We start from the raw sequence: 26,595 nt of genomic DNA, 5'->3' as shown, positions 1-26,595 counted from the left end.
TGATTCATTCGGTATGCCAGTCAAGAGTTGCATGATGCAGACCTATCTGCTGGACGCCGGAAACAGCAGCGCATCATCACGCCTTTTCGTTGATGCTACGCAAGAAACGTGGATACTTAGACGTCGAAAATGATAAAAACCACTTTAGCCCTTGAATCCCTGTTGAGCAGGGGTTTTGTCGTTTCTGGGGTTGTTCGCTGGCGTGCTGGAGGTTCAGTAATCGGGTGCTCGTCCCCGATCTTCCCGTTGGATTGGTGCATATTTCTGGTTGAGGGGGTCTGCTGGTGGGCTTGCGTTAGCGGATATCTGGCGAGGGGGCGTGCCCTCAATTGTGATTGATAAGACCGTTCCCACCTTCGACCTTGTGGGGCGTCCTGGCTCGCGCGCATGTCTCCATCTTCACGAAGAATCACATGCAAAATTACATGTAGTATCTCGCGCATATTGTGACGATATTTTGCATGCATTTATGGTAAAATGAGGCGTTGACGGTAACTCGTGGTGAAGGAGGCGATGGTGCGGAAGCGTACGGCGAAGAAGTCGATGAAGCACATCAACATCGGCGACCTTGGACGTGGTCAGGCATCGAAGCTGCTCAAGGAAGTGGCTGATGGTGACGATGTGGCCTACGTGTTGCGTTACGGAAAGCCTCTCGTGGTGGTCATGTCGCATGAGCGTTACGAGCGATTGATGGAAGATGGAGTTGACCCGAATGAGCACTGAGAAAACAACGAACTATGTCAGCTTCATTTGGAAGATCGCCAACCTGCTGCGCGGTGACTACAAGGAGCACGAGTACGGAGACGTGATCTTGCCGTTCACGGTGCTCACCCGACTCGACTCCGTGCTCGTTGACACGAAGACCGACGTGCTTGCAATCCGTGACCAGAAGGGTGTCCCGGCTGAGGTCAAGCGCATCCAATACGCGAGAGCTACCGGCTATCCGTTCTGGAACGCCTCCAGGTTCACGCTGCACACGCTCAAGAACGATCCTGACAACCTGGAGGGCAACCTGCGCTCCTACGTGGAGGGCTTTTCGCGGAACGCCCGCGACGTGCTGAAGTCCTACGACTTCTACACCGTGATCGATCGGCTGGATCGCTCCGATCTGCTCTACCAAATCGTCGATGCTTTCACCGACCCAGCCGTAGACTTCTCACCTGCAGCGGTCTCCAACGAGGATATGGGTTCGATCTTTGAAGAACTGATCCGGCGCTTCAACGAACTGTCGAACGAAACCGCAGGTGAGCACTTCACCCCGCGTGAAGTCATCCAGCTCATGGTCGAGGTGCTGTTCGACCCAGACATGAACGCGATCTGCGAGCCCGGCTTCATGGCATCGCTGTATGACCCAGGGGTCGGCACCGGTGGCATGCTTTCTGCCGCGATTGAACGAGCCCACGAGCTCAACGAAGGGGCGCGGATTGAGGTGTACGGGCAGGAACTCAACCCGCAAACCTACGCGGTGGCAAAGTCCGACATCCTCATCAAAGGTGACGACGCCGAACGCATCTACTTCGGCAACTCGCTGACCGCTGACAGAACAGCTGGACGAACGTTCAACTACATGCTGTGCAACCCGCCCTTTGGCGTGGAATGGAAGAAGTACGCCGACCCGATCAAAGACGAAGCCGAGAAGCGAGGGTGGAAGGGCCGGTTCGGTGCCGGTCTGCCGCGTATTTCGGACGGGTCGTTCCTGTTCTTGCAGCACATGATCTCGAAGATGAAGCCCTACGATCCGGCTGATACTCAGAACGCGCCGGGCACTCGGATCGGGATCGTGTTCAATGGATCGCCCCTGTTTACCGGCTCGGCTGGGCAAGGTGAGTCGAACATTCGCCGCTGGATTCTTGAAAACGACTGGCTGGAAGCCATCATCGCCCTGCCTGACCAGATGTTCTACAACACCGGTATCCTCACCTACGTTTGGGTGCTCTCCAACCGCAAGGCATCGATCCGCAAAAACAAGGTGCAACTGATCGACGCCACCGGACTCTTCGCCAGGATGCGCAAACCGCTCGGCGAAAAACGCAAATACCTTACCGCTGACAACATTGCCCAGATCGCGCGCATCTACGGCGACTTCACCGAGGACGAGCACTCCAAGATTTTCGACACCTGCGAGTTCGGCTTCCATGAAGTCACGGTGGAACGTCCGCTACGTTTGAACTTCACCGCCACACCCGAACGAATCGAGCGACTCTGGGAGCAGACCCCGTTCAAGAATCTGGCCACCTCGAAGAAACGCAGCGAACCCGCCCGTAGCCAAGAGATCAAGGACGGCAAGAAGACCCAACGAACAATCATCGACGCCATCGAGACTCTCGGCGACCAGCGGGTGTGGAAGAACCGAGACGAGTTCACGGCCGTACTCAAGACTGCCTTCAAGGGCGCTGGGTTGGCTGTGCGTGCCCCGCTGCTAAAAGCAATCGTGACGGCCCTGGGTGAAACCGACCCGAGTGCTGACATCTGCCGCGACGCCAAGGGCAACCCGGAACCTGACCCGGCGCTACGTGACACCGAACAGATCCCGCTCGCCGAAGACATCGACGCTTACATCCAACGCGAAGTCATCCCCTACGCGGCTGACGCCTACGTCGACCCCGACAAGACCAAGATCGGCTACGAGATCCCCTTCACCCGCTACTTCTACCAGTACGAAGAACTCGGCAACCCCACCCAAACCCTGGCCGAAATCCAAACCCTCGGAGCCGAAATCCAAGCCTCCATCGCCAAACTATTCAACGAGCAGGTGAACTAAATGGATGCCTACGAACACTACAAAGACAGCGGTATTGACTGGATTGGGAAGATTCCAAATAGCTGGCATTCTCGTTCTCTGAAATCTCTGTTGACCCGTAAATCGCGTAAGGGTGAGCCTTCCTGGAGAGTTCTTTCTGTTGAACGTGAGCGTGGGGTTGTAGATCGTGAACTTGAAGGGTCGCCAGATAACAACAACCGTCTACCAGATGATTTGAGTGGTTATTTGGTAGTTCGGAACGGTCAATTTGTTATGAACAAAATGAAGGCTTGGCAAGGATCATATGGAGTGTCGCTGTATGACGGGATTGTCAGTCCTGCGTATTACACCTTCGATTTAGCGTCTTCCGTGGATTCTGAATTCTTCAACTGGGCTATACGGTCAAAAGCATATATTCCCTTCTTTGGCAGGGATTCTTACGGAATTCGCACAGATCAATGGGACTTTAAGGTACAGGCGCTCCGAAATATTCCACTATTTGTTCCTCCGGTGGAAGAGCAAAGGCAAATCGTTGATTACCTTGTTCAACGGCTGAAAGGGATCGATGGTTTGATTACCGATTTGGATCGTCAGGTTGAGTTGTTGGAGCGTTACAAGCGTGAGTTGATCGCCCACACCGTCACCAAAGGCCTCGACACTAACGCTCCAATGAAAGACAGCGGTATTGACTGGATTGGGAAGATTCCAAATAGCTGGCATTCTCGTTCTCTGAAATCTCTGTTGACCCGTAAATCGCGTAAGGGTGAGCCTTCCTGGAGAGTTCTTTCTGTTGAACGTGAGCGTGGGGTTGTAGATCGTGAACTTGAAGGGTCGCCAGATAACAACAACCGTCTACCAGATGATTTGAGTGGTTATTTGGTAGTTCGGAACGGTCAATTTGTTATGAACAAAATGAAGGCTTGGCAAGGATCATATGGAGTGTCGCTGTATGACGGGATTGTCAGTCCTGCGTATTACACCTTCGATTTAGCGTCTTCCGTGGATTCTGAATTCTTCAACTGGGCTATACGGTCAAAAGCATATATTCCCTTCTTTGGCAGGGATTCTTACGGAATTCGCACAGATCAATGGGACTTTAAGGTACAGGCGCTCCGAAATATTCCACTATTTGTTCCTCCGGTGGAAGAGCAAAGGCAAATCGTTGATTACCTTGTTCAACGGCTGAAAGGGATCGATGGTTTGATTACCGATTTGGATCGTCAGGTTGAGTTGTTGAGGCGGTATCGCAAGCAGGTTATTAACGATGTGGTGACGGGCAAGGTCCGCGTTAGTGAGGAGGCATGATGGATACGTCGGAGCGCAGGTTTGAGTCCGAGATCGAATACTGGCTGACTACCCAGGGATCGGATTTTGACCGGTTTGAGACGCGTGACCCGCAGGGTTTTGATCGCGAGCTGTGCCTGTATCCAGCTGACTTGATTGAGTTCGTGAAAACAACGCAACCGGATCAATGGGCCAAACTGGAACGCACTTACCGGGGTAACGCGGAGCAGAAGTTTCTGAAGCGTGTCGCTGCGCAGCTTGATCAGCGTGGTGTGATCGACGTGCTGCGCCGTGGCATTGAGGATGTGGGTGCTCGGTTCAAGCTGGTGTACTTCGCTCCCGGCACCGACTTGAATGAGGTTCTTGCTGAAAAGTACTGGGCGAACGAGATGAGCATCGTGCGCCAGCTACGGTATTCAACGCGTAACGAGAACTCGGTTGACACGGTGCTGTTGGTGAACGGCATCCCAGTGGTGACACTCGAGTTGAAAAATCAGCTGACTGGGCAGACCTATCGTGATGCGATCCGACAGTACAAGATGGACCGTTCCCCGTCGGAAAAGCTCTTCGCCCTGGGTAAACGCGCGGTGGTACACTTTGCGGTTGACACCGATGAGGTGTGGATGACTACGAAACTTGCCGGCCAAGATACGGTGTTCCTGCCGTTCAACCGTGGTTTCAGCAACGGTGCTGGTAATCCGCCGGTGGAGGGCAAGTTCAAGACGTCCTACTTGTGGGAGCAGGTGCTTGCGAAAGACTCGTTGCTCGACATTCTGCACCGGTTCGTGCAGTTCGTGCCCGGCAAGACCCCTGAGGGGCGTCCGGCGAAGTCGAAAGACAAGGTGATCTTCCCGCGCTTCCACCAGCTCGATGCGGTCCGCAAACTCATCGCGGACGCGAAGGCGAACGGTGCTGGGCACAACTATTTGGTGCAGCATTCGGCGGGCTCGGGCAAGTCGAACACGATCGCGTGGCTCGCTCACCACTTATCGAATCTGCACGACGACCAGCAGCGGGTGGTGTTCGATTCGATCATCGTGATCACCGACCGGCGCGTGTTGGATAAGCAGCTCCAAGACACGGTGTTTTCGATGGATCACACAGCAGGCGTCGTCGTAAAGGTTGATAAGAACGCCCGCCAGCTCACTGATGCGCTGGGTCGGGGTGCTCGGATCATCATTTCGACGTTGCAGAAGTTCCCGTTCGTTGACGTGTCCAACATCGCGACGGCTGGGAAGCGGTTCGCGGTGATTGTGGATGAGGCACACTCGTCGCAGACCGGGCAGGCGTCTGAGCGGCTCAAGCAGGTGCTGGCTGACACTGCCCAAGCGGGTCAGGAGTCCGAGGCAGAGCTGCTGGATCGTTACGCTCGAGCTGAGGCTCAGGTAGAGGCCGAGGAGCTCGAGGTTGACGAACAGATCGCGGCGGATATGGCGACCCATGGACGGCAGGCGAACCTATCGTTCTTCGCGTTCACGGCCACCCCGAAGCAGAAGACCCTCGAAATCTTCGGCACCCCGACTCCTGGTGGCACGCCGCGCCCGTTCCATGTGTATTCGATGAAGCAGGCGATCGAGGAAGGATTCATCCTCGACGTGCTGGCAAATTACACCACCTACCAGACGTACTACAAGGTTGGTAAGGCCACCGCTGAGGATCCGGAGTACGCCAAGAAGCAGGCCAACAAGGCGCTGGGCAAATACTTAGCCCTGCATCCGCACAATCTGCGGCAAAAAGCCGAGATCATCATCGAGCACTTCCGCAGCAACGTGGCGCACAAGATCGGCGGCAAAGCCAAGGCAATGCTGGTGACCGGCTCCCGGTTGCACGCTGTGCGCTACTACTTCGCGTTCGCCAACTACATCAAAGCCAAGGGCTACACCGACCTGGGTGTGCTGGTGGCGTTCTCCGGCACCGTCGAAGACGATGGGCAGGACTACACCGAGGAGCAACTCAACGGCTTCCCCGAAGCCGAGCTGCCCGATCGGTTCGACACCGGTGAGTACCAGATCCTGTTGGTGGCCGAGAAATACCAGACCGGATTCGACCAGCCCCTGCTACAGACCATGTATGTGGACAAGAAGCTCCACGGGGTCAAGGCCGTGCAGACCCTGTCGCGGATCAACCGGATGTGCCCGGGCAAGTCAGATACGTTCGTGTTGGACTTCGTCAACAGCGCTGACGACATTCAGGCGGCGTTCCAAGACTATTACGTGTCGACCTCGATCAGCGAGGAAACCGACCCGAACATCGTCTACGACCTCTACCACCTGATCGCCTCCTACCAGCTGTGGCGAGACGAAGAGATCGACGGATTCGCGACCGTGTTCTTCAGAGAGCAAAAGCAGCAGACCAACCTCGACTTTGGCAGGCTCAACGCCTACCTCGACCCTGCGGTCGGCCGCTTTGATGCGCTTGACGATGAGGAAAAGCTCGAGGTGCGCTCGGCGTTCAACAAGTTCAACCGCAACTACGAGTTCTTGACTCACATCATCCGCTTCGACGACGAGCAGCTGCATAAGTTCGCCGCATACGCGAAGCTGCTGACCCGCAAGCTCCACATCGACGGCGACCCTGCCCCACACCTGGATGATGAGGTCACCTTGCAGTACTACCGGCTCCAGTCGGTCTACGAGGGTTCCATCGACCTACAAGACCAGGTGGGTGAGTTGAACAACTCGCCCAAGCTGGGCATGCCCACCGAAGACGACCGCGAGCGACTCTCCAAGATCCTCGACTCCCTCAACGAACGATGGGGCACCGAGTTCACCAACATGGACAAAGTGCTCGAACAGGTCGCCGACGACCTCGCCCAAGACAACGAGATCCAGCTGCGGGCCCATAACCCGCTCGACCTGTTCAAGATCATCTACGACGAGAAGATGCCCGACGTCATGCTGGCGCGGATGACCCAGAATCACGACTTCTCCATGAAGTACCTGTCGGACAAAGCCTTCCGCGCCGACGTGGACGCGATCCTGCTCCCGCTCATCCACGACCGTCTCAACCGACCCCGGCACGAGGGCAGCCAGCGAGACGGCTCCTGATCCGTAGACTTGCACCAGTTAACTTCACGTGTTAGCTTAGTTGCTAACAGACGTGAGGAGGCTGTTCCAATGACCAAATCAGAGAGCTTCGGTGCCTTCCTGGAAGCACATAGGAAGACGCAGGGCTTAACCATGCGCAAGTTCGCGGACGCCATCGGTGTGACCGCTCCGTACCTGAGTGACATCGAGAAAGGGCGCCGTGCTGCCCCGGACGGCAAGCTGGGGGACATCGCCGAGACGTTGCGACTCTCCCGCTCCGAGAGGGAGCGGATGTATGACCTGGCAGCATTGACTCGTGAGAACCAGGTGTCTACCGACCTGTCGGGCTACATTATGCAAACCGACATGGCTCGCGTCGCTCTTCGCCGGGCAAAAGAACATGACCTGAGTGACCAGCAGTGGCGGGACATCATCGACATCATTGAAGGCGGGGAAGCTGACCAGTGAGCCTTGACCCCAAATACCTCAGTAAGGAGCGACTCGAGGCTCGCGCAGAGAAGGAGCTCGAGAAATTCGCCGGTGGCGCTCAACTGGTAGCGCCTATCCCGCTCGACGTCGACAGATTCGCCGAGTTTCACCTGGGAGCGGCACTGGACTATCAGCGGCTTTCGTCGGACGGCAGCGTGCTTGGAATGTCGATCTTCCAGGAGCTGTCCATCCCTGTCTTCGAGTCTACCGGCGCAAGGGTTGACATCGTTTTTCCAGAACGAACAATCGTTATCGACGACGATGCCTTGCGTGACTCCCCGGACAGTCGACTGCGTTTCGCGATTGCCCATGAGTGCGCTCACCTCCTCCTGCATCGGCATATCTACTACCGAGACCCTCGGATGAAGTGCAAGGGAGGAACAGGGTATCGCCCGTTCACCACTACCTCGGAGGGCGTTCGCACTGACAAGGTTGATCGCGCCGAGTTCCAAGCCAACTACCTCGGGGCTGCGCTGCTCATGCCCCGTGACCCGTTCTCGCAGGCATTCACCGAGCTTGCCCCCGAAGGCTGGCGATCATTGGATGAGCGACGCAAGCGCCGTGTCGTCCGGGAACTCGCTGGGACTTTCGAGGTTTCTAAGCAGGCTGCCGCAATCCGCATCAAGAACCTGAAGCTCGCCGCGTAATTCATTCGCTACGAGTCGGGTTCTCTTTTTTACCCATTTTGTAAGCAACTTAGCTAACTAGTGAATAGGAGGTGTTATGGAAACAGTAAAGAACGCGGGAGGCAAAACGATTTGCCGTGTCGACCTAGAGCGTAGGCAGATCGAGATCGTCCATAAGGGATGCCTCTCCCGGCTCTGGTTCGACGACTGCGGGGGCTTTCATCAATGTCACGAACGACGGCCCCTACCTGAACCGCACTATCGATAACCCACTGAAACACAACTGAATACCGACATAAACAGTTCGATCCGCAGAACCGCTAGACGGGCAAGGATCACGCATCACCTCGACTTTGAGGCGCGTGAACCTGCCCGTCTTGCCGTTTCTGCGGCGTTGCGGACTCCTGCGGATCCCAATCCGACAGGAGATCCCTAATGTCCAAGCGTACGGACGCGCAGGAAACACAGAACAACAACGCTGCGCTCACAATCCGCTTTAGGCACGAAGCCGACAACAACAAGCATGAATCCGTCACCGACGTCTACGAGATCGACTCTGGTGAGTTTGCCGTGATGGTGGAAACCGACCGGCGTGAACGCGCCGAACAGGCAGGCCGTCCGGTCGATGAGATCAAGCCGAGGTATCCGCAGCAGATTCTCGATGAACTGGCTCGGCAGGAAGAGGCCGTCTTCCACGAGGCCTATCGGGGTGATCGTGGCCCCGGCGCTCGCAAGTGCAGCTGCGGTGCCGGGTGCGGTCCGCGCCGTGGCTGCCGGGTGCCGAAAAACGCGCCGTGGTCGCTCGACTGGTTCATGGAGATCGACCGTGAACCGGAATTCGTTGTTGACAAGTCCGACGATCCATCTGCGGTTGTCGAGGATATCACCGCGTCGCCCGAAGACCAACTGATCGCCGCTGAAGACACCGCTCGGAAGGCCCGCGAATTCCAAGCGCTGCGGGAGGCGATCGCTGGCCTGGAGGGCAAGCACAAACAAGTGATGGAGCTGATGCTCGCCGACGCGGACATGAAGCAGTCTGACGTTGCCCGCGCCCTGGGCCTGTCGCGAGCCCGGGTCTCACAACTGTTCAAGGAAGCAGCTTCGGTCCTTCGCGCAGCGGTGGAGGCGACGCGATTTAACACTTCCGATGGTGTCGGCAGTGGGGTGAAGGGAGCAGCCACCCGGGCCACTCCCACCAATAAGGAAGGCAGGTGAAGGAGATGACCCAGCATCGGCTCAAGCTCCATATCGCCAAGCACATCCCCGATGATCCGGGGATCGTCGGCACCCGCACAGTCACCCTGCGCGAACGCATCATGCGCAAGCTCCTGGGTAGCAAGCAGCGCGTCACCATCGTCGTGCCCGGCAACTCGGTCAAACAGATCGACATCGCCGAAACCGACGACGATCTGATGGCGCTGGCCGACGCGGTCGGCGTCACCCACAAGGGCGGTGATGCGGCGTGAATGTCACCGACGCGAACAAGCATATCGCGGCACTCAACCGGATCGCCGAAGGCGTGACCATGCTCGCGGCCGCGATCGAGGAGACCGCGTGGGGCTCATTTGAGGATCATGCCGAGATGCCTGGTGCGCGTCCGATCGCCGCCGCCGGGCTTGCCCAACCCGACCTTGAGCAAGCAGCCGCCGAGTACGAGGTCACCCACCAGCAGTCACCCGAACCGGCACCTGAGCCGGATCCGGTATCGCTGGCGCAGGTGCGTGGGGTGCTCGCCGGGCTCTCCAGCCAAGGCTTGACCGAGCAGATACGTGAGCTGATCGTCGCCACCGGCGCAGACAAGTTGTCGGTGGTCGACCCGGCCAAATACTCGTGGCTGCTCGCCAAGGCGAAGGAGCTGTCCGATGCCTGACCAGCACTCGCTGCTCTCGGCGTCGGGTGCGCACCGTTGGCTGAACTGCCCACCCAGCGCAGTCCTGGAGTCACGCGAGCCGGATGCCTCGTCGGCGGCTGCCGAACAGGGCACCGCAGCACACGCCCTCGCAGAGTGGAAACTGCGGCGCGCCCTCCACCAGGCACCAGCCTTCAAACCGGAATCCGACTGGATCGATACCGAGATGGAACACCTGACCGACGACTACGTCGCCTTTGTCCAGGAACACATCTCGATCGCGCGGGAAACCTGTGATGATCCGCAGGTGCTGATCGAGCAGCGTCTCGACTTCTCCCACATCGTGCCGGGCGGGTTCGGGACCGGCGACGCCGTTATCATCGCTGAACCCACACTCCAGATCATTGATCTGAAGTACGGGCAAGGCGTGTTGGTTGAAGCCGAGCAGAACCCGCAACTCATGCTTTACGCCCTCGGAGCGCTCCATGCGTTCGGGAGCCTGTATGACATCGAGACGGTGGAGGTGACGATCTTCCAGCCACGCCGATCCAACGTCAACACCTGGAGCATCACCGTCGCAGAACTTGAAGCCTGGGCTGAGGCCGAGGTGAAACCTAAAGCCGAGCTCGCTGCTGCAGGTGAGGGTGAGTTTTGTCCAGGCTCGTGGTGCCAGTTCTGCAAGATCACACCCACGTGTCGGGCACGAGCCGAAGCCAATCTTCAACTTGCCAAGCTCGAATTCGCCCCACCAGCAGAACTAACGGACGTAGAGATTGCTGACGTGCTCACACGGATTCCGCAGCTCAAAACCTGGGCGTCGGACGTGGAAGCCTACGCGCTGTCCAAGGCCGTCAATCAGGGCGTGGTCTTTGAGGGGTTCAAGCTCGTCGCCGGACGGTCGGTACGCAAATACACCTCCGAAACCGATGTTGCGAAGGCTGCTGAGGCTGCTGGCTATAGGGACATCTGGGATCGCAAGCTCATCACCCTCACAGCCATGGAAAAGCTGATGGGTAAACCCGCCTTCAACGAGATCCTCAGCGAGTACGTCACCAAACCTGCAGGCAAACCCACGTTGGTTCCTGCGTCCGATAAACGGCCAGCGCTCGACCTGGTGAGTGCGGCCACCGATTTCAGTAACGACAACTAGAAGAAAGAAGAAAGAAACATGACAACCGCTACTAACCCAACTCGCATTGTTACCGGCGAAGTACGCCTCAGTTACGCGCATGTATGGGAGCCGAACTCCATCCAAGGCGGCAAACCGAAGTACTCCGTCTCCCTCATTATCCCCAAGTCCGACACCGCCACGATCACTGCGATCGAGAAGGCCGTGGACGCAGCCATCGAAGCAGGTATTGGGAAGTTTGGGGGCAAGCGACCCAACAAGGCCGCCCTCAAGCTCCCGCTGCGCGATGGGGATATCGAGCGTGACGACGAAGCCTACAAGGGCGCCTACTTCCTCAACGCCAACTCCCTGACGGCTCCACAGATTGTCGACGAGCATGTGGCACCAATCCTGGACCGCGCCGAGGTCTACTCAGGCTGCTACGCCCGCGTTTCCTTGAGTTTCTATGCGTTCAACACGAACGGGAACCGTGGCATCGCCTGCGCACTGGGCAATATCCAAAAGACCCGTGACGGCGAGAGCCTTGGCGGCGGACGAGTTTCCGCTGAGACCGACTTCGGTGCCTTCGCCGCTGATGACGACTTCCTGAACTAACCATCCCCACACGTGGAGGGAATCAGCACATCTTGTTGGTTCCCTCCACTTTTCCTCTGATGTGAAAGGAACCCCGTCATGCGAACACTCTTCTGCGATATCGAGACTTTCAGTCCTGTTCAGCTCGCCAAGGCGGGTGTTTACCCGTATTGCGAGCACCCCGACTTCGACCTGTTGCTCTTCAGCTATTCGGTCGACGGCGGCCCGGTCGAAATAGTGGATCTCGCCAACGGACAATCAATGCCCGACGAGGTGCTGGCGGCACTGGTGGATCCGGATGTGGTCAAGTGGGCGCATAACGCCGCCTTCGAACGAGTCTGCCTCTCAGCATGGCTACACCGCCATCATTCCGAGCTTCTCGGTGATGGGTTTCTTGACCCAAGGCAGTGGCGCTGCACTATGGTGTGGAGCGCCTATTTGGGGTTGCCGATGAGCCTCGACGCGATAGCCGCGGTTTTGAAGCTTGACGTGCAGAAAGACAGCGCCGGACGCAAGCTGATCAAGCAGTTTTGTACACCCGCCACGCCCTCGGTCTTGAATGGCGGCAAACACAGGAATCCACCATCAGCGGATCCGACCGGATGGGCACATTTCATTGACTACAACCGTCGTGACGTCGAAGTCGAACAAGCCATCCACGACAGACTGGCTTGTTTTCCGATGCCAGAGTCCGAATGGGACACCTACGCTCTTGACCAACGCATTAATGATGCCGGGATTCTTCTCGACCACACGCTCGTCGATAATGCCGTTGCCGTGGACGAGCACCACCGCAACGCGTCGCTTGCTCGGGCGCAGAAGCTCACGGGGTTGGACAATCCTAACTCGCCGATCCAGCTCAAACAATGGCTCGCATCGCGTGGCTGCGTGCTGGAGTCGTTGGCAAAGACCGAGGTCGACGTCGCCCTCGATACTGCCACTGGCGCGGTGAAGGAAGTCCTCGAACTTCGCGGCGATCTGGCTAAATCTTCGGTGAAGAAATACCAGGCGATGCAAAACGTCGCAGGAGCCGATGACCGGGCGCGTGGTCTTATCCAGTTCTACGGAGCAGGGCGCACCGGGCGCTTCGCCGGACGCCTCGTCCAAGTCCAAAACCTGCCAAGGAATTATCTGCCTGATCTCGACCAAGCACGAACCTTGGTCAGGGTGGGTGATCTTGATGCGCTTGAGCTGCTCTACGAGTCCGTGCCCGACACGCTCAGCCAACTCATCCGCACCGCATTCATCCCCAGCACCGGCCACAGGTTCATCGTCGCGGACTTTTCCGCGATTGAGGCGCGCGTTATCGCCTGGCTCGCCGGAGAAACAACCACCCTCCAAGCCTTCCGTGAAGGTAAAGACCTCTACTGCGAGACCGCGTCGCGCATGTTCGGCGTCCCGGTCGAGAAGCACGGCGTTAATGGCGAGCTTCGTCAGAAGGGGAAGATTGCGGTGCTCGCCTGTGGTTATGGTGGCTCGGTCGGTGCGCTCAAAGCCATGGGAGCCCTCAATATGGGACTCGCTGAGCATGAGCTCAAACCGATCGTGGACGCCTGGCGGCAAGCTAACCCGCACATCGTCCAGCTCTGGGCGGACGTCGAAGAAGCAGCCATCGCTGCGATCTCGTCGCGCCAGCCGATCCGCTTGCGTAACCTGCGATTCTCCGTTGAGTCTGGGATTCTCTTCATCGAACTACCCTCGGGAAGACGGCTTGCCTACGTCCAGCCGCGTCTGGGTGAGAACCGTTGGGGTGGCACATCCATCACCTACACCGGCACCACCACAGTACGCCGCTGGGGACAGTTAGAAACCTACGGCGGAAAACTCGTCGAGAATATCGTCCAGGCGATCGCTCGCGACCTTCTCGTCACTGGCATGCACGCAGTCGCTAAGGCGGGGCATCGGATTGTGATGCATGTTCACGACGAGATCGTCATCGACGAACCCGAAAATTCCGGCTTCACCGTTGCTGACGCGTGCGAGCTCATGTCCACCCTCCCAGCATGGGCCAAAGGGTTACCGCTGGACGCGGATGGGTATGAGTGCGCCTATTACCGTAAGGATTAGCTGTTGATTGTCCAGATGGGATCTTGTTTCCAGCTGGGGCTGGCACCTATGTGCGTTAGATCGACGCCAGGAATTTCGGTGGGGAAACTGTCTAGGACGTCGCTGATGGCCTGTATTTCAGCGGTGAAATTTCCTCGTCGCAAGAGGAATGCGGTGAGCACCAACGCGGTGTACATACGTCCTGAAGAATGTGTCACGGCCGATAGCGTTTGGTCGTTGCGGCGGTGTTTGACCAGTGGACGGATGACGAGTCGCCTGTTCCAGAGTCTAGCGTGGTGAGCGCATATGTTACGAACGAAATTCACGGTGCGCATCCACGATTCCAACTCGTCGGCACGTGCCAAGTACTTGTCAGCAATGCGACGACGCTGTTCGAAGGGAGCCAACGAAAACAGGGTCACGAGTTGTCCGAACTCAAGAATCTCGGTAACCACCCACACCGGCAAACGACCGTCGTGGGTCTGGTTGTAATGCTTGACGAAATCTTCTGTAGAGCGCGACTGTGTTTGGGTGAGCTTCTGCGTAAAGAATGCTGCTCTGTGATTCATCGCCCCCGATGGCCAAATCCGTTCGAGGTCGAGGTGAATGAACGGATCGATCTCACCCAGCACGTGCCCCACGTCAACTCGCAGGCACACCTCCAGCTTGCATAGCGCCTGCCACACAGCCAAGCGTAGCCGCTCATCAAACTCGTACAGCTCTACCACATGCCCCATACGTGCACCGAGAACGAAATGGTCCAAACGCCGTTGCGGCGAATCAGATGGAGCGATCTGACGCAACGGGTAGGAGTATCCCGAAAGCCGGTAATAGCCGACAGTAGATAACTCGCGGCGGTAATCACCGGCATCCAATAGGCCACGACGAGTGAGAATATTAATCTGCTCATCGATACTGGCCCACGGTTTATCGACCACCAGCCCACCTGCTTCCAAAAACATGAAGACCGGCTCTGACCTGTCTCGGAAACCGATACAAGCGAGCCGGTACTAGTGGTAATCACTATACCGCGAAAACAGCGACAGAATCAAGAACTCGGCGAAGTATCACCATCAGAGAAGAAAGCTTATCCAAGACCGCTAAGAAACGAGAACCGACCCTGCGCTCCCACCGAGGCGGGCAGCGGAACCGGTCATGTTGTCTAAAAGACCACCGTGTCGGCACCGCTGTAGCAAGAGAATGATGGTTCTTCCACACAGAGCACTCGAGAAATTTGTCTATGCCCCGGCGAGAATACCTGCCAGATTGCTCTAACAGATAGCGCTCCACCGGGGCTTCAACACCAATCGTGCCAGAACGAGAAGCGATTGAGTACCCGTGATTTAACACTTTCGGGCTCGTCGGCAGTGGGGTGAGGCCCTTAACTCCTTGTGTCGACCGGCACGATTTTTTCTCGACGGGGTCTCGGGAAGGAACCCCGCCATGGGAAACCAGATTCAAACATTCACCAACGACGTGTTCGGCACCATTCGCACCATCACCACTGATGGCCAGATCCTTTTCTGCGGCAAGGACGTCGCCACCGCGCTCGGCTACCAGGATCCGACGAACGCGGTGAAGCTACACTGCAAGGGGGTGGCAAATTACCACCCCCTTGAGACCGCTGGTGGAATCCAGCAGGTCCGCTTCATTACCGAGGGCAACCTGTACCGCCTCATCATCTCCTCAAAGCTCCCGGCAGCGCAGAAGTTCGAAGCCTGGGTGTTCGATGAGGTGTTGCCGACGATTCGCCGCCACGGCATGTACGCATACGACGAACTGCTCGCTGATGATGAGTTCCTCGAGCATGCCATCGCCACGCTGCGTGCTGAGCGGGCCAAGCGCCTGGCAGCAGAGCAAGCCTTACTTGAGGCGGCACCGAAAGTCTCGTACTACGACCTCGTGTTGCAGTCCGATTCGTTGTTGACGACGACCGCGATTGCGAAGGACTACGGACTTTCCGCGAAGAAACTCAACCGGATCCTGCGTGATGCTCACGTGCAGTTCCATCAGTCGGACCGGTGGTTCCTGTACGCGAAGTACGCCGAGCAGGGATACACCCAGTCCAAGACCCACGAATACGGCGAGGGGCAGACCCGCACCCACATGTACTGGACGCAAAAGGGGCGTCTGTTCATCTACGACCTGCTCAAGAACCAGCTCGGCATTCTGCCTGTCATCGAGCGTCAAGGTCAGGTGCAAGCATGACCGCCACGACACTCGATATTGGGTTTTCGAAGAAGAACACCGAAGGCTACCTGGACCTAACCAGCTACCACGCGCTCAAAAAGCTGCAGCGCGAACAATTCGGCTACCGGCCCTTGATTTATATCTGCTCGCCCTACTCAGGCGACGTGCAAGCGAACGTTGAGCTCGCCCGCCAATTCTGCTCCTTCGCAGTGAGCGCGGGCAAAATCCCATTCGCCCCACACCTGTTGTTCCCGCAGTTCATGGATGACGCAGACCCTGATCAGCGGGAGCTGGCGATGTTCTTCAACAGGGTGCTGCTCGCTAAATGCGAAGCCCTCTGGGCATACGTGGGACGCGTCAGCCTTGGTATGCGCTTAGAGATCGGGTGGGCGCGCGACCTCGAGTTGCCGATTAAGTTTTTCGATTCTGATTTCAAGGAGGTCACGCCATGACCACGCCCTTCACCCTCTATGCCGCGAATGTGAGCGGCGTGCAGAACAACAACCACTACCCGAACCAGCAAACCATCGCCGACGTGGCTCCCTGTCTGCAGTCGCGGGCTTCGATCACGTAGCCGCAACCTATGCGAATGATCGCCGCTCAACTGCAGCCTTCATAGCCTCGGACTGCGTGGTGATGGATATCGACAACGATCACACCGACACCGAGTCCGAGTGGGTCACGCCTGAGAAGCTTGGCGAGGTGATGGCGGGCGTGGAGTTCATGGCCGCCACGTCTCGTAATCACATGAAGGCGAAGGGTGTGTTGTCTGCGCGGCCGCGTTTCCACGTTTACTTCCCAATCCGAGAAGTACAAGGCGCAGACGAATACGCAGGATTGAAACACCGCCTCGCGTCGCGGTTTGCTTTCTTCGATCGCAACGCTCTTGACGCAGGACGCTTCATCTACGGCACCTCTAACCCACAAGTTACGGTGCGTGAGGGCGACCAGTTGCTCGATGCGTGGCTCGATAACGCTGATGAGCAGGACGTGTTCGCCGCATTTGATGCTTCCACTCTTGTGATTGGTGAAGGCTCGCGCAACGCTACGTTGTCGCGCTTCGCAGGCAGGGTCCTCATCCGCTACGGCGATACCGACCAAGCACGAGACCTCTTCAATCGCAAAGCCAACCTTTGCGAACCACCGCTCAACGAGGGCGAATTACAGACGATTTGGAATAGCGCGTGCAGGTTCGCTTCGAAGGTCGCTGCTGATCCAGGCTATCTGCCGCCAGAGGCTTATGAGGCGTTGGCGGGTTTGCGTCCGGATGATTTTTCCGATGTCGGTCAGGCAGACACATTAGCTGGCGAATACGCGAACAAGATCCGCTACTCACTGGCTACCAAGTGGCTTGTCTACGACCATGGCGTGTGGGATGAGAACGACTTATCTGCACAAGGCGTCGTTCAGGAATTGACCTCCCGCCAGCTCGAGGAAGCCGACCGCTTGATCGCGTCCACGTGGGAGACCATGACGGCAACCGGTGCAGATCTCGTGATGGCCTCCGCCTCGTCGAAAGCACGCGGCATCGCCAAGCTCACGCCTGTGCAAGCGACCGCGTTCCGGGCGTGGGATGAGGCAAAGAACTACCACAAGTTCGTTCTCTCCAGGCGTTTGTCACGCAACATCACGGCCACGTTGAAAGAAGCCGGGCCGATCTTGCAGGTACGTATCCGTGACCTTGACGTCGACCCCTACCAGCTCAACACCCCGGCAGGCACCTGGGATCTGCGCGACGGCACAAGCCACGAGCACAACCCAGCCGATCTGCTGACCAAGCAGACCGCTGTCAGCCCCAGCGATGAGGGTGCACAGATCTGGGCCGACGCGCTCGACGTGTTCTTCCAAGGAGATCCTGAGCTGATTAGTTACGTGCAGCGCATTGTTGGCTTGGCGGCTATCGGCCAGGTTTTCGTCGAAGCGCTCGTCATCGCCTACGGGGACGGGCGAAACGGCAAATCCACCTTCTGGAACACAATCGCCCGCGTGTTGGGGACGTATTCGGGCACGATCTCAGCCGACGCGCTCACGGTCGGGGTGCGCCGCAACGTCAAACCCGAACTCGCCGAAGCCAGAGGCAAACGTCTCTTGATCGCGGCTGAAACCGAAGAAGGTATGCGCCTATCAACCTCGAACGTCAAACAGCTTGCCTCGACCGATCAGATCTCGGCAGAGAAAAAGTTCAAGGACCCCTTCGCCTTCACCCCCTCCCACACCCTCGTGCTCTACACGAATCACCTGCCGCGTGTGGGAGCCATGGACGCAGGCATCTGGCGCAGGCTCATCGTCATCCCGTTTAACGCCACCATCGAAGGTGATACGGACGTGAAGAACTACGCCGACCACCTGTTCGAAAACGCGGGCGGAGCAATCCTTACGTGGATTATGGAGGGCGCGCGCCTCATCCACGCCGAGGGCTACAAGCTCAAAGCCCCGCCTCAGGTGGTTCAAGCCTCGCAAGCATATAAGGAGGATAACGACTGGTTCTCGCAGTTCCTTGAGGACTCATGCGACGTCGAGGATGGCTTATCGGAGAGGGCTGGTGACCTCTATCAGACGTATCGGGCGTGGGCGCAAAACACCTCAGGATGGGCGCGCCCGATGGTCGACTTCAACGCTGCGGTCGAACAAGCCGGATTCGTGCGGAAAAAGACCAAGCACGGCATGTACGTCTACGGGCTCGCGATCGCATCCGAGTTCGGCAACTAACCCCATGGTGACGAGCTGTGACGAGCCATTCCCTACCTTACGCATGTGAAATTACATGGTGTTTTTCTCTATATAAAAGGTTAGGAACGACTCGTCACATGCCGTCACCCCTAAAAGTGAACTCAAGGAGTGACCATGAACGAACGAACCATAGAACACCAACTGAAGAAAGCCGTCGAAGCCTGCGGTGGCTTGTGCTGGAAGCTTGTCTGCCCTGGAACCAGCGGCGTACCTGACCGGATATGTCTGATGAACAGCCGGGTTGTTTTCGTTGAACTCAAAGCAGCAGGCAAACAACCCAGGCCAATCCAGCAGCGTCGGATGAGCCAACTGCGCGACCAGGGTTTTCAGACCTTCGTTGTTGATTCGGTGGACGGCATACGGGAGGTGCTTGATGCACTACACGCCGCATAACTACCAATCCACCGCCACCGAGTTCATCATCGACCATGACGAGGCCGCGATTCTCCTTGGCATGGGTTTGGGCAAGAGCGTGATCACGTTGACGGCGATCTGGCAGCTCATGCTCGACTACTTCACCATCTCCCGCGTGCTGGTTGTCGCACCGCTTCGAGTAGCGCGAGACACCTGGCCCGCCGAAATTCGCAAGTGGGATCACCTTGACGGGCTCACCGTCGCGGTTGCTGTCGGCACCAAAGCTGACCGGCTGGCGGCGTTAGCCAAGTCTGCGATGGTGACCATCATCAACCGTGAAAACATTCCCTGGCTCGTGAACCAGATGGGCGGTAGCTGGCCGTTCGACATGGTCGTCATCGACGAACTCTCCAGCTTCAAAAACCACCGTGCGAAACGGTTCACGGCGCTGGTGAAAATGCGCCCCTTCGTTAAACGCTGGGTCGGGCTGACCGGCACGCCAGCCTCGAACGGGCTCATGGACGTGTGGGCGCAGTTCCGGCTTCTCGACGGCGGCGAGCGTTTGGGCCGGTTTATTACTCGTTATCGGGAGCGTTGGTTCGTACCCGATAAACGCAACGGGATGCAGGTGTTCACCTATAAGCCCCGCGCGGGTGCCGAAGATGAGATCTACGGTGTGATTGGTGACATGACGTTGTCGATGAGAACCACCGACCACCTGCAATTACCGGAATTGACGGTGACGACAATGCCTGTGGTGCTGGAGCCGAAAGAGCGCAAGGTCTACGAGCAACTCAAAGCTGACCTCGTTCTCGACCTTGATGGGGCGACGATTGATGCCGCGAACGCCGCAGCTTTGTCCGGCAAGCTACTCCAACTCGCGAGCGGCGCGATCTACACCAGCAACGGTCAATGGACGGCGGTTCATGAGCGCAAGCTCGACGTCCTCGAAGATCTCATCGAGGCAGCCAACGGCAACCCACTGCTCGTGGCCTACTGGTTTACCCATGACCGTCAGCGCATCACCGCCCGCTTCCCGCAGGCTCGCGAACTTAAAGCAAGCGCGGATATCGAGACATGGAACAAAGGTGAGATCACCCTCGGCTTGATCCACCCAGCATCGGCGGGTCACGGATTGAACCTCCAGGCAGGCGGGCATCTGCTGGTGTGGTTCTCGTTGACGTGGAGCCTGGAGCTTTATCAACAGACGAACGCTCGCTTGTATCGGCAAGGTCAATCCGAACCTGTGACGATCACGCATCTGGTTGCGGAAGGGACGCTCGATGAAGCCGTGCTCAAAGCTCTTGATGCGAAAGATGCTACGCAGGCTGCGTTGATCGACGCGGTCGCACACGAAATCCACACAACCACTGAAAGGACAAGCTCATGCATGTGATGACGAAATACCTCGACACAAGGAAAGCCGCGATCGCAGCTCTGCAGGATTATGCGGTGATGGAACAGATCATCGAGAGTACTGACGAGCAGATCAAGGCGGCTTATGCTGATGCTGCTAGTCCTGCTTCTCCGCGTATGGACGGCACACCACCCTCGGGTGATCTGCACGCTTCGGAGAACAGGATCGTTGCGAGCATTGAGCGGATCGATGCGTACAAGGCTCGCTACCTGCAGGCTCGCCAGTACATGGACTGGTTTCTGCCTGCGTGGGAAGTCATCGCTGAAGACGACCGCTTCATCCTCGAAGGCTTCTTCCTCAGCGAGGGGACGCAAGATGAGAAGGTGTCGATGATAGCCGATCATTTCTACGTCGAGCGTGACACGGTCTATCGGCGCAAGAACCGGGCCCTCGACAGGTTCGCCACCGCCTTGTATGGACAGCTCTAGCGTTAGCGGGTATCCGAAACATGCGATAGAAAACCGCATATCAGTGTGAGAACATATAAGTGATTGAAAACTAGGTGAAGCCCCAAGAACCCACACACGGGAATCTTGGGGCTTCACCACATCCGGGGGGGAAGGAGCCAGCGATGCCGGTCAAACCAGCCTCCCCGTGCTCTCACCCTGGTTGTCCCGAGCTCACCCACGACCGCTACTGCGAACAACATGCCAAGGCAGAGGACGCCCGGTATCGGAAGTATCAGCGTGATCCGAAGATCAATCGCCGCTACGGCTCACGGTGGCGCAAGATCCGCGCCGCCTACGTCGCCGCCCACCCGCTCTGCGAAGACTGCCTAGAGGCCGGTCTCTACACGCCAGTACAAGAGGTTCACCACATTCTCCCGCTCGAACACGGCGGCACCCACAACTTCGACAACCTCCGAAGCCTGTGCAAGCCTTGCCACTCCAGGCAGACCGCGCTCGATGATGACCGATGGCGGCAACAACCTCGGGTCTACACCTACTGACGAGCACCCACGTTGTCCACTGTTGCGCCGAAGTTCTGGAACCTCAAAGTTACCCACCTTGATGGTGTTCGGCGGACACGGGGCAACGTCGAAAGCCTGGTGAGGGGGTGGGGGTTCTCAATCTCTAACCGCAGGTCAGAGGTCAGCGGGCGGGGCCAACCGTACACAAAAAGACCGAATCAAACAGGGTATTAACCCGCAAGCCCTCCATCACCGGGCTAACCGCCTGGAAGGAGGCGAGATTTCATGGCGAAAGACGGAACCAATCGCGGTGGGCGGCGCGTGAGGGCAGGCGCGAAACCCGACCCACTCAACGAGAAACTCGCCAAGGGTCTGCCTGCTACTCGCCTGGAAGATCCGCTAGCGAGCCCTTTCGATTTTGAGGGTGCAGATGTTGGTGATGGCGCGGTGCTTGCTGGTGAGGTGATGCCGGAGCCGTCTGAGTATCTGTCGGAGGTTCAACGCGATGGCAAACCCTTGGGTGCTGACCTTGTCTACAAAGAAACCTGGCGGTGGTTGGATGAGCGTGGCTGCACGAGGTTTGTTTCTAAGCGTCTGATTGAGGCCTACGCCCAGGCGTTCGCCCGGTATGTGCAGTGTGAGCAGGCGATTTCCAAGTTTGGTTTGCTAGGTAAGCACCCGACGACGGGGGCTGCTATCGCTTCCCCGTTTGTTGCGATGAGCCAGTCTTTTGGTAAGCAGGCGAATGTGTATTGGTATGAGATTTTTGAGATTGTGCGGGCTAACTGCACTAGTGACTATTCGGGTGCGGCTCCTGGTGATGAGGTTATGGAGCAGTTGTTGAAAGCCCGCTCCTAGATGCGTCCTAGTGTTTTTGAGCTTATTTGGGGCGTTTTGTTGCGCTGAAGCCTGCCCCTAGCGCGATTCCGACTCCCGTGCCAATAGTTATCGCTAAGGCATTATCGTCCATAATGAACCGAAAAATTATGGCGGTCATTATCCCGGCAATCATTCCGTAAGCCACGGCTTTACCATCGCCACCAGAAGGCTCCTGCTCCTGCGGATTAGGTTTACTCGTTTCGTCTTCCACGTATTCCAGTATCACACACGATTCGGGTTTTCCTCGTTTTCTTCGCTCCCTGCTCCTGGCTGTCATGGTGGGGAGTTTTTGTTTCTTTTGATTTTTCTACTGAAAGGGCATTCCTATGACTATGGTTCGCAGCGCTGAAGCAGTGTGTATCGGTCACCCCGATAAACTGTGCGATTTAATTGCTGATCAGATTCTCGACGAGATTCTCTACGCCGATCCCAACGCCCGCGTCGCGGTAGAGGTCATGGCTACTGGGCGACGCATTATTGTCACTGGTGAAATCAGCACTAATGCTCGTGTGGACTTGCGTGATTGCGTACGCACAGCCCTGACTGCAGCTGGCTATAAGCCGTGGAGATTTTTGGTATACGTATGGGTGAGGCGTCAATCTAACGATATTAACGACGGGGTGAGCACATCTTTAGAGGCTCGCCATGGCGATGAGTCCGCTTATTGTCTTCAGGGGGCTGGTGATCAAGGCACGGTCTATGGTTATGCCTGCACTGATACTCCTGAGCGTTTACCGTTGCCTCTTGTTTTAGCCCACGAGATTTGTAAGCGGCTAGATGCCGCGCGCAAGCAAGGAACCATCACTGGGATCTTCTCAGATGGTAAAGCACTAGTTTCGGTGCGCTACAACGACGCAGGAAAACCGCAAGCCGTAGAGACGGTGGTGGTTTCCGTCCAGCACGATAAATCCAAGGATTTCGAGGTGTTGCGCCGTGAAATCACCTCGATGATTATCGGTCCAGCTTGCTCTTCGTATCTTCCTGTCGATGAGAACACGACTATTTTGGTGAATCCTTCTGGGCGGTTCGTGGAGGGCGGCCCTAAAGCTGACACCGGACTCACTGGCCGAAAACTTATGGTTGACGCCTATGGCGGGCTGGCCGGACATGGTGGTGGAGCTTTCTGTGGTAAAGATGCTTCTAAGGTTGACCGGTCGGGTGCTTATATGGCGCGGCTGATCGCGAAAACCGTGGTGGATGCGGATCTTGCATCCCGGTGCCAGGTGGCGATTAGTTACGCGATTGGCAAAGCCGACCCGGTTGCTTTCAGTGTGGACACGCTCGGCACCGGCCAATACAGCGACCAGATTCTCACGGCTGCAGCTCAAGATGTCTTTAATCTTCGTCCGGCTGCGATCATCGACCAGTTTGGGCTGCGAGCACCCGGCTATGTGCGCTATTCGACGTATGGGCATTTCGGGGATTACACACGCAAGTGGGAAGACACCTGGACTACTAGCCGTGAGCTTATAAAGGCGGTGAAAAACCATGCGCATCAAGCAAATAGCGCTAACTGATCTCACCCCTGCTGACTACAACCCCCGCAAAGACCTACAACCCGGTGACCTCGACTACGACAAACTCAAACGCTCGCTAAGTGAGTTTGGGTATGTGGAGCCAGTCATCTGGAACAAAACCACCGGAAATATTGTGGGTGGGCATCAGCGTCTGAAAGTACTCGCTGATCTGGGCTATAAAACCGTGGACTGCGTGGTCGTTGAGCTAGACGAAACCCGCGAAAAAGCGCTCAACGTTGCTCTAAACAAGATCAGTGGCGATTGGGATGAATCCAAACTCGCCCCACTCATAGCCGACCTGGATGCTTCCGATTTCGACGTTGAACTCACCGGTTTCGACGAATCCGAAATACAACAGTTAATAGGTTCTCTTGACGGCGACAGTATCGAGGATGACAACTTCGACCTGAACGCCGCCCTAGAAGCAGCAGCTTTCGTCCAGCGCGGCGATATCTGGACTGTTGGTAGGCATCGCCTAATGTGCGCGGACGCCACAAACCCAAGCAACGTCGAAACCTTGATGGATGGCAAACAGGCTAACCTGGTGGTCACAGACCCGCCTTACAACGTGGACTTCAAATCGAACAGCGGCCTGAAAATCGCAGGCGACAAACAAGACGCAGGCACCTTCTACCAGTTCCTACTAGCTGCATTCACCAACATGGCGGCATCCCTAGCTAAGGGCGGGTCAGCCTATGTTTTCCACGCCGACACCGAAGGCCTCAACTTCCGTAAAGCGTTTCTTGATGCTGGCTTCTACCTGTCGGGCTGTTGTATTTGGGTCAAAGACTCCCTCGTACTTGGTCGTTCCCCATATCAGTGGCAGCACGAACCGGTGCTTTATGGGTGGAAGAAAGACGGCTCTCACGCTTGGTATGCGAATCGCAAACAAACCACGGTGTGGAATTTCGCCAAGCCCCGCAAAAACAGCGACCATCCGACTTCCAAGCCACTAGACCTGTTGGCTTACCCGATTCGTAACTCCACCCAAACCAACGCGATAATACTAGATACGTTTGCTGGCTCTGGTTCCACGCTAATGGCTGCACAAGCCACAGACCGCACTTGCTATTGCATGGAGCTGGATGAGAAATACGCTTCCGTGATTCTGCGCCGCTATGCCGAAGCAACCGGAGACGCAGCAGGGATCACGTGTGAGCGAGGCGGCAAACAATACGCCTACCTGGATCTGGTCAAAGAAGTCGACCGTCCCAAGCAGAAAGGCTAACTCGTGAGACAAACTTTAAGGCTTGGCTCGCTTTTTGATGGCTCAGGTGGTTTCCCACTCGCCGCCACCAAGGTTGGTATCGAACCTGTGTGGGCAAGCGAGATTGAGCCCTTCCCGATCCTCGTCACCACCACGCGCCTTCCGCAAATGCAACACCTAGGCGACATCTGCGAAATTGACGGCAGTCAGCTAGAGCCGGTGGATGTGGTCACGTTTGGCTCTCCTTGCCAAGACCTGTCGGTAGCAGGTAAAAGGGCAGGCTTAGCTGGCGAACGCTCCGGTCTATTCCACCAAGCTGTCAGAGTCATCAGAGAAATGAGAAAGGCAAGTCATGGTCTATATCCAAGATTCGCTGTTTGGGAAAACGTGCCCGGAGCCTTCTCAAGCAATAAAGGAGCAGACTTCCACAGCGTCCTGCAAAACCTCATCTCGGTTGTCGACGGGCAAGCAGCGGCTGACCTACCTCGAGTACAAAAGTGGCAAAAAGCCGGAGCGATCGTGGCAGACCAATGGAGTATTGCGTGGCGAGTATTGGACGCGCAATTTTTCGGAGTACCCCAACGACGTAGAAGAATCTACCTTATCGCAGATTTTGCAAGCGAGCGTGCCGGACACATACTCTTTGAGCCCTCGTGCAGCTCAAGGGATCTTGCGCAGGGCTGCAGTGAAAAGCAAAACCCTCCCACCAATCCTCGAGCAGGCACTCACGAGGCAAGCAAATCTTTAGATGTGTTCGCCTTGCGAATGCGGGCAGGTAAACCAGGTGGTGGTAAAGGCCCGCTCGTGCAAACAAATCTGTCAGGCACGCTCGGATGCAGTAACGATCAGAGTATTATTGAGCCGCTACTATTTGACCATCATCCTCATGATGCCAGAGTGGGCGGACCATGCCAGATAGCACCAACCGTGACCGCTCGTTACGGCACTGGCGGAGGCAATACTCCCATCATCGCTACCGCCTACGGTTTCAATGCGTTACATGAGGGACGCGGCGCGGCAGTGGGCAGGTACGGTTATTCAACCGAGGTATCAAAGACGCTCGATACGTCAGGGATAGCTCCGACCTGTAACCAAGGCGGCATCGCCATCGTCGAACCCGACGTTGTGAGTGCCTCGAAGGCAGACTTCTTCTGCCGAGGCAACGTCAATATTGCAGGAGCATTGTTGGCTTCGGACCCAACTGAGCCACCCCTGGTCACCGACCCTAGAATGCCCGAATACCGCGTGAGACGATTAACCCCCACCGAATGCGCCCGCCTACAAGGATTCCCTGATGATTGGACACGAGATTTAGCAATCAGCGATCCTACAGATTCACAGTTGGATTACTGGTGGCAGGTCTGGGCCAGCTGGGCCAAGGTGCAAGGATTGAAAAATCCTAAAACCCGCAACCAAGTACGCTCCTGGCTCACCAATCCTGGAACCGACCGGGCGTTATACAAGCTGTGGGGAAACGGGATAGCTTTGCCGTGCGCCAAACTCGTACTTTCCCAGATAGTCGCCGAGAACACTAAAACTCCTGGATTTTAAGGCGAAAATGACTGGATAAGCCCGCGAACCTATGGCTGTATGTACATGACCAAACAAAACACAAGAAAGAGAGGGTTT

General features: G+C 56.8%; 24 protein-coding genes and 1 pseudogene. 23 read left to right on the top strand and 2 right to left on the bottom strand.

Features of this window, described 5'->3' with window-relative positions; genetic code table 11:
* The first annotated feature begins 513 nt into the window (after nt 1-513).
* The 12 genes from AC1EJZ_RS01880 to AC1EJZ_RS01825 all read left to right on the top strand — a co-directional run bounded on the left by AC1EJZ_RS01880 (nt 514) and on the right by AC1EJZ_RS01825 (nt 13,783).
* Nucleotides 514-723, top strand: coding sequence for a type II toxin-antitoxin system Phd/YefM family antitoxin (locus AC1EJZ_RS01880; protein WP_006548061.1), 210 nt, complete (start codon nt 514-516; stop codon nt 721-723).
* Nucleotides 713-2,761 carry a type I restriction-modification system subunit M gene (locus AC1EJZ_RS01875; RefSeq protein WP_480293849.1) on the top strand — a complete coding sequence of 683 codons (2,049 nt, stop codon included), beginning with the start codon at nt 713-715 and terminating at the stop codon, nt 2,759-2,761. Before AC1EJZ_RS01880 ends, AC1EJZ_RS01875 begins: the two co-directional genes overlap by 11 nt.
* The gene (locus AC1EJZ_RS01870) at nt 2,762-4,045 is read left to right on the top strand and encodes a restriction endonuclease subunit S (protein ID WP_101486030.1); all 1,284 of its coding nucleotides are present in this window, start codon (nt 2,762-2,764) and stop codon (nt 4,043-4,045) included.
* Complete coding sequence (locus tag AC1EJZ_RS01865) at nt 4,042-7,071, top strand: type I restriction endonuclease subunit R (RefSeq protein WP_480293848.1); 3,030 nt, start codon at nt 4,042-4,044, stop codon at nt 7,069-7,071. Before AC1EJZ_RS01870 ends, AC1EJZ_RS01865 begins: the two co-directional genes overlap by 4 nt.
* A 69-nt stretch (nt 7,072-7,140) precedes the next feature.
* Entirely contained in the window at nt 7,141-7,518 is a 378-nt protein-coding gene (locus tag AC1EJZ_RS01860; protein ID WP_004010839.1) for a helix-turn-helix domain-containing protein, read from the top strand.
* Nucleotides 7,515-8,186: an ImmA/IrrE family metallo-endopeptidase gene (locus tag AC1EJZ_RS01855; protein ID WP_480293847.1), complete on the top strand. Its 672-nt coding sequence runs from the start codon at nt 7,515-7,517 to the stop codon at nt 8,184-8,186. Before AC1EJZ_RS01860 ends, AC1EJZ_RS01855 begins: the two co-directional genes overlap by 4 nt.
* A 414-nt stretch (nt 8,187-8,600) precedes the next feature.
* The gene (locus tag AC1EJZ_RS01850) at nt 8,601-9,380 is read left to right on the top strand and encodes a sigma factor-like helix-turn-helix DNA-binding protein (RefSeq protein WP_480293846.1); all 780 of its coding nucleotides are present in this window, start codon (nt 8,601-8,603) and stop codon (nt 9,378-9,380) included.
* Nucleotides 9,377-9,631, top strand: coding sequence for a hypothetical protein (locus tag AC1EJZ_RS01845; RefSeq protein ID WP_480293845.1), 255 nt, complete (start codon nt 9,377-9,379; stop codon nt 9,629-9,631). Before AC1EJZ_RS01850 ends, AC1EJZ_RS01845 begins: the two co-directional genes overlap by 4 nt.
* Nucleotides 9,628-10,035, top strand: coding sequence for a hypothetical protein (locus AC1EJZ_RS01840; RefSeq protein WP_480293844.1), 408 nt, complete (start codon nt 9,628-9,630; stop codon nt 10,033-10,035). Before AC1EJZ_RS01845 ends, AC1EJZ_RS01840 begins: the two co-directional genes overlap by 4 nt.
* Nucleotides 10,028-11,164 carry a DUF2800 domain-containing protein gene (locus tag AC1EJZ_RS01835; RefSeq protein WP_480293843.1) on the top strand — a complete coding sequence of 379 codons (1,137 nt, stop codon included), beginning with the start codon at nt 10,028-10,030 and terminating at the stop codon, nt 11,162-11,164. Before AC1EJZ_RS01840 ends, AC1EJZ_RS01835 begins: the two co-directional genes overlap by 8 nt.
* An 18-nt stretch (nt 11,165-11,182) precedes the next feature.
* Nucleotides 11,183-11,737 carry a DUF2815 family protein gene (locus tag AC1EJZ_RS01830; protein WP_480293842.1) on the top strand — a complete coding sequence of 185 codons (555 nt, stop codon included), beginning with the start codon at nt 11,183-11,185 and terminating at the stop codon, nt 11,735-11,737.
* 78 nt (nt 11,738-11,815) lie between these two features.
* Nucleotides 11,816-13,783, top strand: a complete 1,968-nt coding sequence (locus AC1EJZ_RS01825; protein ID WP_480293841.1) for a DNA polymerase — start codon at nt 11,816-11,818, stop codon at nt 13,781-13,783.
* On the opposite strand, the gene AC1EJZ_RS01820 is transcribed toward AC1EJZ_RS01825, so the two are convergent.
* Entirely contained in the window at nt 13,780-14,724 is a 945-nt protein-coding gene (locus tag AC1EJZ_RS01820) for an Abi family protein (protein ID WP_480293840.1), read from the bottom strand. The two genes, AC1EJZ_RS01825 and AC1EJZ_RS01820, sit on opposite strands and share 4 nt — an antisense overlap.
* A 481-nt stretch (nt 14,725-15,205) precedes the next feature.
* Here AC1EJZ_RS01820 and AC1EJZ_RS01815 point away from each other — a divergent pair, with 481 nt between their 5' ends.
* From AC1EJZ_RS01815 to AC1EJZ_RS01780, 8 genes and pseudogenes are all read left to right on the top strand, one after another.
* Nucleotides 15,206-15,970: a phage antirepressor gene (locus AC1EJZ_RS01815; RefSeq protein WP_004010830.1), complete on the top strand. Its 765-nt coding sequence runs from the start codon at nt 15,206-15,208 to the stop codon at nt 15,968-15,970.
* A complete protein-coding gene (locus AC1EJZ_RS01810) occupies nt 15,967-16,404 on the top strand; it encodes a DUF7768 domain-containing protein (RefSeq protein ID WP_004010829.1) in 438 nt (145 codons plus the stop codon). Before AC1EJZ_RS01815 ends, AC1EJZ_RS01810 begins: the two co-directional genes overlap by 4 nt.
* Nucleotides 16,401-18,661: pseudogene (locus AC1EJZ_RS01805) on the top strand (phage/plasmid primase, P4 family). The gene AC1EJZ_RS01810 and the pseudogene AC1EJZ_RS01805 overlap by 4 nt, the downstream one beginning before the upstream one ends.
* 135 nt (nt 18,662-18,796) lie before the next feature.
* Nucleotides 18,797-19,075, top strand: coding sequence for a VRR-NUC domain-containing protein (locus AC1EJZ_RS01800; RefSeq protein ID WP_101486025.1), 279 nt, complete (start codon nt 18,797-18,799; stop codon nt 19,073-19,075).
* The gene (locus AC1EJZ_RS01795) at nt 19,056-20,432 is read left to right on the top strand and encodes a DEAD/DEAH box helicase (RefSeq protein ID WP_285321200.1); all 1,377 of its coding nucleotides are present in this window, start codon (nt 19,056-19,058) and stop codon (nt 20,430-20,432) included. Before AC1EJZ_RS01800 ends, AC1EJZ_RS01795 begins: the two co-directional genes overlap by 20 nt.
* Nucleotides 20,423-20,881 (top strand): hypothetical protein, encoded by a 459-nt coding sequence (locus AC1EJZ_RS01790; protein ID WP_004007626.1) that lies wholly within the window; start codon nt 20,423-20,425, stop codon nt 20,879-20,881. The genes AC1EJZ_RS01795 and AC1EJZ_RS01790 overlap by 10 nt, the downstream gene beginning before the upstream one ends.
* A gap of 143 nt (nt 20,882-21,024) precedes the next feature.
* Nucleotides 21,025-21,402 (top strand): HNH endonuclease, encoded by a 378-nt coding sequence (locus tag AC1EJZ_RS01785; RefSeq protein WP_004010825.1) that lies wholly within the window; start codon nt 21,025-21,027, stop codon nt 21,400-21,402.
* Between the two features lie 246 nt (nt 21,403-21,648).
* A complete protein-coding gene (locus AC1EJZ_RS01780; protein WP_278614583.1) occupies nt 21,649-22,221 on the top strand; it encodes a P27 family phage terminase small subunit in 573 nt (190 codons plus the stop codon).
* Between the two features lie 22 nt (nt 22,222-22,243).
* On the opposite strand, the gene AC1EJZ_RS01775 is transcribed toward AC1EJZ_RS01780, so the two are convergent.
* Nucleotides 22,244-22,453 carry a hypothetical protein gene (locus tag AC1EJZ_RS01775; RefSeq protein WP_251451831.1) on the bottom strand — a complete coding sequence of 70 codons (210 nt, stop codon included), beginning with the start codon at nt 22,451-22,453 and terminating at the stop codon, nt 22,244-22,246.
* A 115-nt stretch (nt 22,454-22,568) separates the two neighbouring features.
* Here AC1EJZ_RS01775 and metK point away from each other — a divergent pair, with 115 nt between their 5' ends.
* From metK to AC1EJZ_RS01760, 3 genes are read left to right on the top strand one after another with little or no spacing between them, the layout of a single operon-like run.
* Entirely contained in the window at nt 22,569-23,759 is a 1,191-nt protein-coding gene (gene metK, locus AC1EJZ_RS01770; RefSeq protein WP_285445075.1) for a methionine adenosyltransferase, read from the top strand.
* Complete coding sequence (locus tag AC1EJZ_RS01765) at nt 23,731-24,987, top strand: site-specific DNA-methyltransferase (protein WP_480293839.1); 1,257 nt, start codon at nt 23,731-23,733, stop codon at nt 24,985-24,987. Before metK ends, AC1EJZ_RS01765 begins: the two co-directional genes overlap by 29 nt.
* 3 nt (nt 24,988-24,990) lie before the next feature.
* The gene (locus tag AC1EJZ_RS01760; RefSeq protein WP_285445076.1) at nt 24,991-26,517 is read left to right on the top strand and encodes a DNA cytosine methyltransferase; all 1,527 of its coding nucleotides are present in this window, start codon (nt 24,991-24,993) and stop codon (nt 26,515-26,517) included.
* Nucleotides 26,518-26,595 lie beyond the last annotated feature (78 nt).

The sequence above is a fragment of the Pauljensenia sp. C0170B5 genome (assembly GCF_056590195.1).
This window is presented reverse-complemented; position numbering and strand designations above follow the sequence as displayed.

Bases quoted from the DNA above. Each gene is read 5' to 3' on its own strand.
- AC1EJZ_RS01815 (WP_004010830.1), top strand. From the start codon at position 15,206: ATGGGAAACCAGATTCAAACATTCACCAACGACGTGTTCGGCACCATT.
- AC1EJZ_RS01880 (WP_006548061.1), top strand. From the start codon at position 514: ATGGTGCGGAAGCGTACGGCGAAGAAGTCGATGAAGCACATCAACATC.
- metK (WP_285445075.1), top strand. From the start codon at position 22,569: ATGACTATGGTTCGCAGCGCTGAAGCAGTGTGTATCGGTCACCCCGAT.
- AC1EJZ_RS01780 (WP_278614583.1), top strand. From the start codon at position 21,649: ATGGCGAAAGACGGAACCAATCGCGGTGGGCGGCGCGTGAGGGCAGGC.
- AC1EJZ_RS01830 (WP_480293842.1), top strand. From the start codon at position 11,183: ATGACAACCGCTACTAACCCAACTCGCATTGTTACCGGCGAAGTACGC.
- AC1EJZ_RS01835 (WP_480293843.1), top strand. From the start codon at position 10,028: ATGCCTGACCAGCACTCGCTGCTCTCGGCGTCGGGTGCGCACCGTTGG.
- AC1EJZ_RS01795 (WP_285321200.1), top strand. From the start codon at position 19,056: ATGCACTACACGCCGCATAACTACCAATCCACCGCCACCGAGTTCATC.
- AC1EJZ_RS01800 (WP_101486025.1), top strand. From the start codon at position 18,797: ATGAACGAACGAACCATAGAACACCAACTGAAGAAAGCCGTCGAAGCC.
- AC1EJZ_RS01825 (WP_480293841.1), top strand. From the start codon at position 11,816: ATGCGAACACTCTTCTGCGATATCGAGACTTTCAGTCCTGTTCAGCTC.
- AC1EJZ_RS01850 (WP_480293846.1), top strand. From the start codon at position 8,601: ATGTCCAAGCGTACGGACGCGCAGGAAACACAGAACAACAACGCTGCG.
- AC1EJZ_RS01860 (WP_004010839.1), top strand. From the start codon at position 7,141: ATGACCAAATCAGAGAGCTTCGGTGCCTTCCTGGAAGCACATAGGAAG.
- AC1EJZ_RS01810 (WP_004010829.1), top strand. From the start codon at position 15,967: ATGACCGCCACGACACTCGATATTGGGTTTTCGAAGAAGAACACCGAA.
- AC1EJZ_RS01790 (WP_004007626.1), top strand. From the start codon at position 20,423: ATGCATGTGATGACGAAATACCTCGACACAAGGAAAGCCGCGATCGCA.
- AC1EJZ_RS01870 (WP_101486030.1), top strand. From the start codon at position 2,762: ATGGATGCCTACGAACACTACAAAGACAGCGGTATTGACTGGATTGGG.
- AC1EJZ_RS01865 (WP_480293848.1), top strand. From the start codon at position 4,042: ATGATGGATACGTCGGAGCGCAGGTTTGAGTCCGAGATCGAATACTGG.
- AC1EJZ_RS01785 (WP_004010825.1), top strand. From the start codon at position 21,025: ATGCCGGTCAAACCAGCCTCCCCGTGCTCTCACCCTGGTTGTCCCGAG.
- AC1EJZ_RS01820 (WP_480293840.1), bottom strand. From the start codon at position 14,724: ATGTTTTTGGAAGCAGGTGGGCTGGTGGTCGATAAACCGTGGGCCAGT.
- AC1EJZ_RS01875 (WP_480293849.1), top strand. From the start codon at position 713: ATGAGCACTGAGAAAACAACGAACTATGTCAGCTTCATTTGGAAGATC.
- AC1EJZ_RS01765 (WP_480293839.1), top strand. From the start codon at position 23,731: ATGCGCATCAAGCAAATAGCGCTAACTGATCTCACCCCTGCTGACTAC.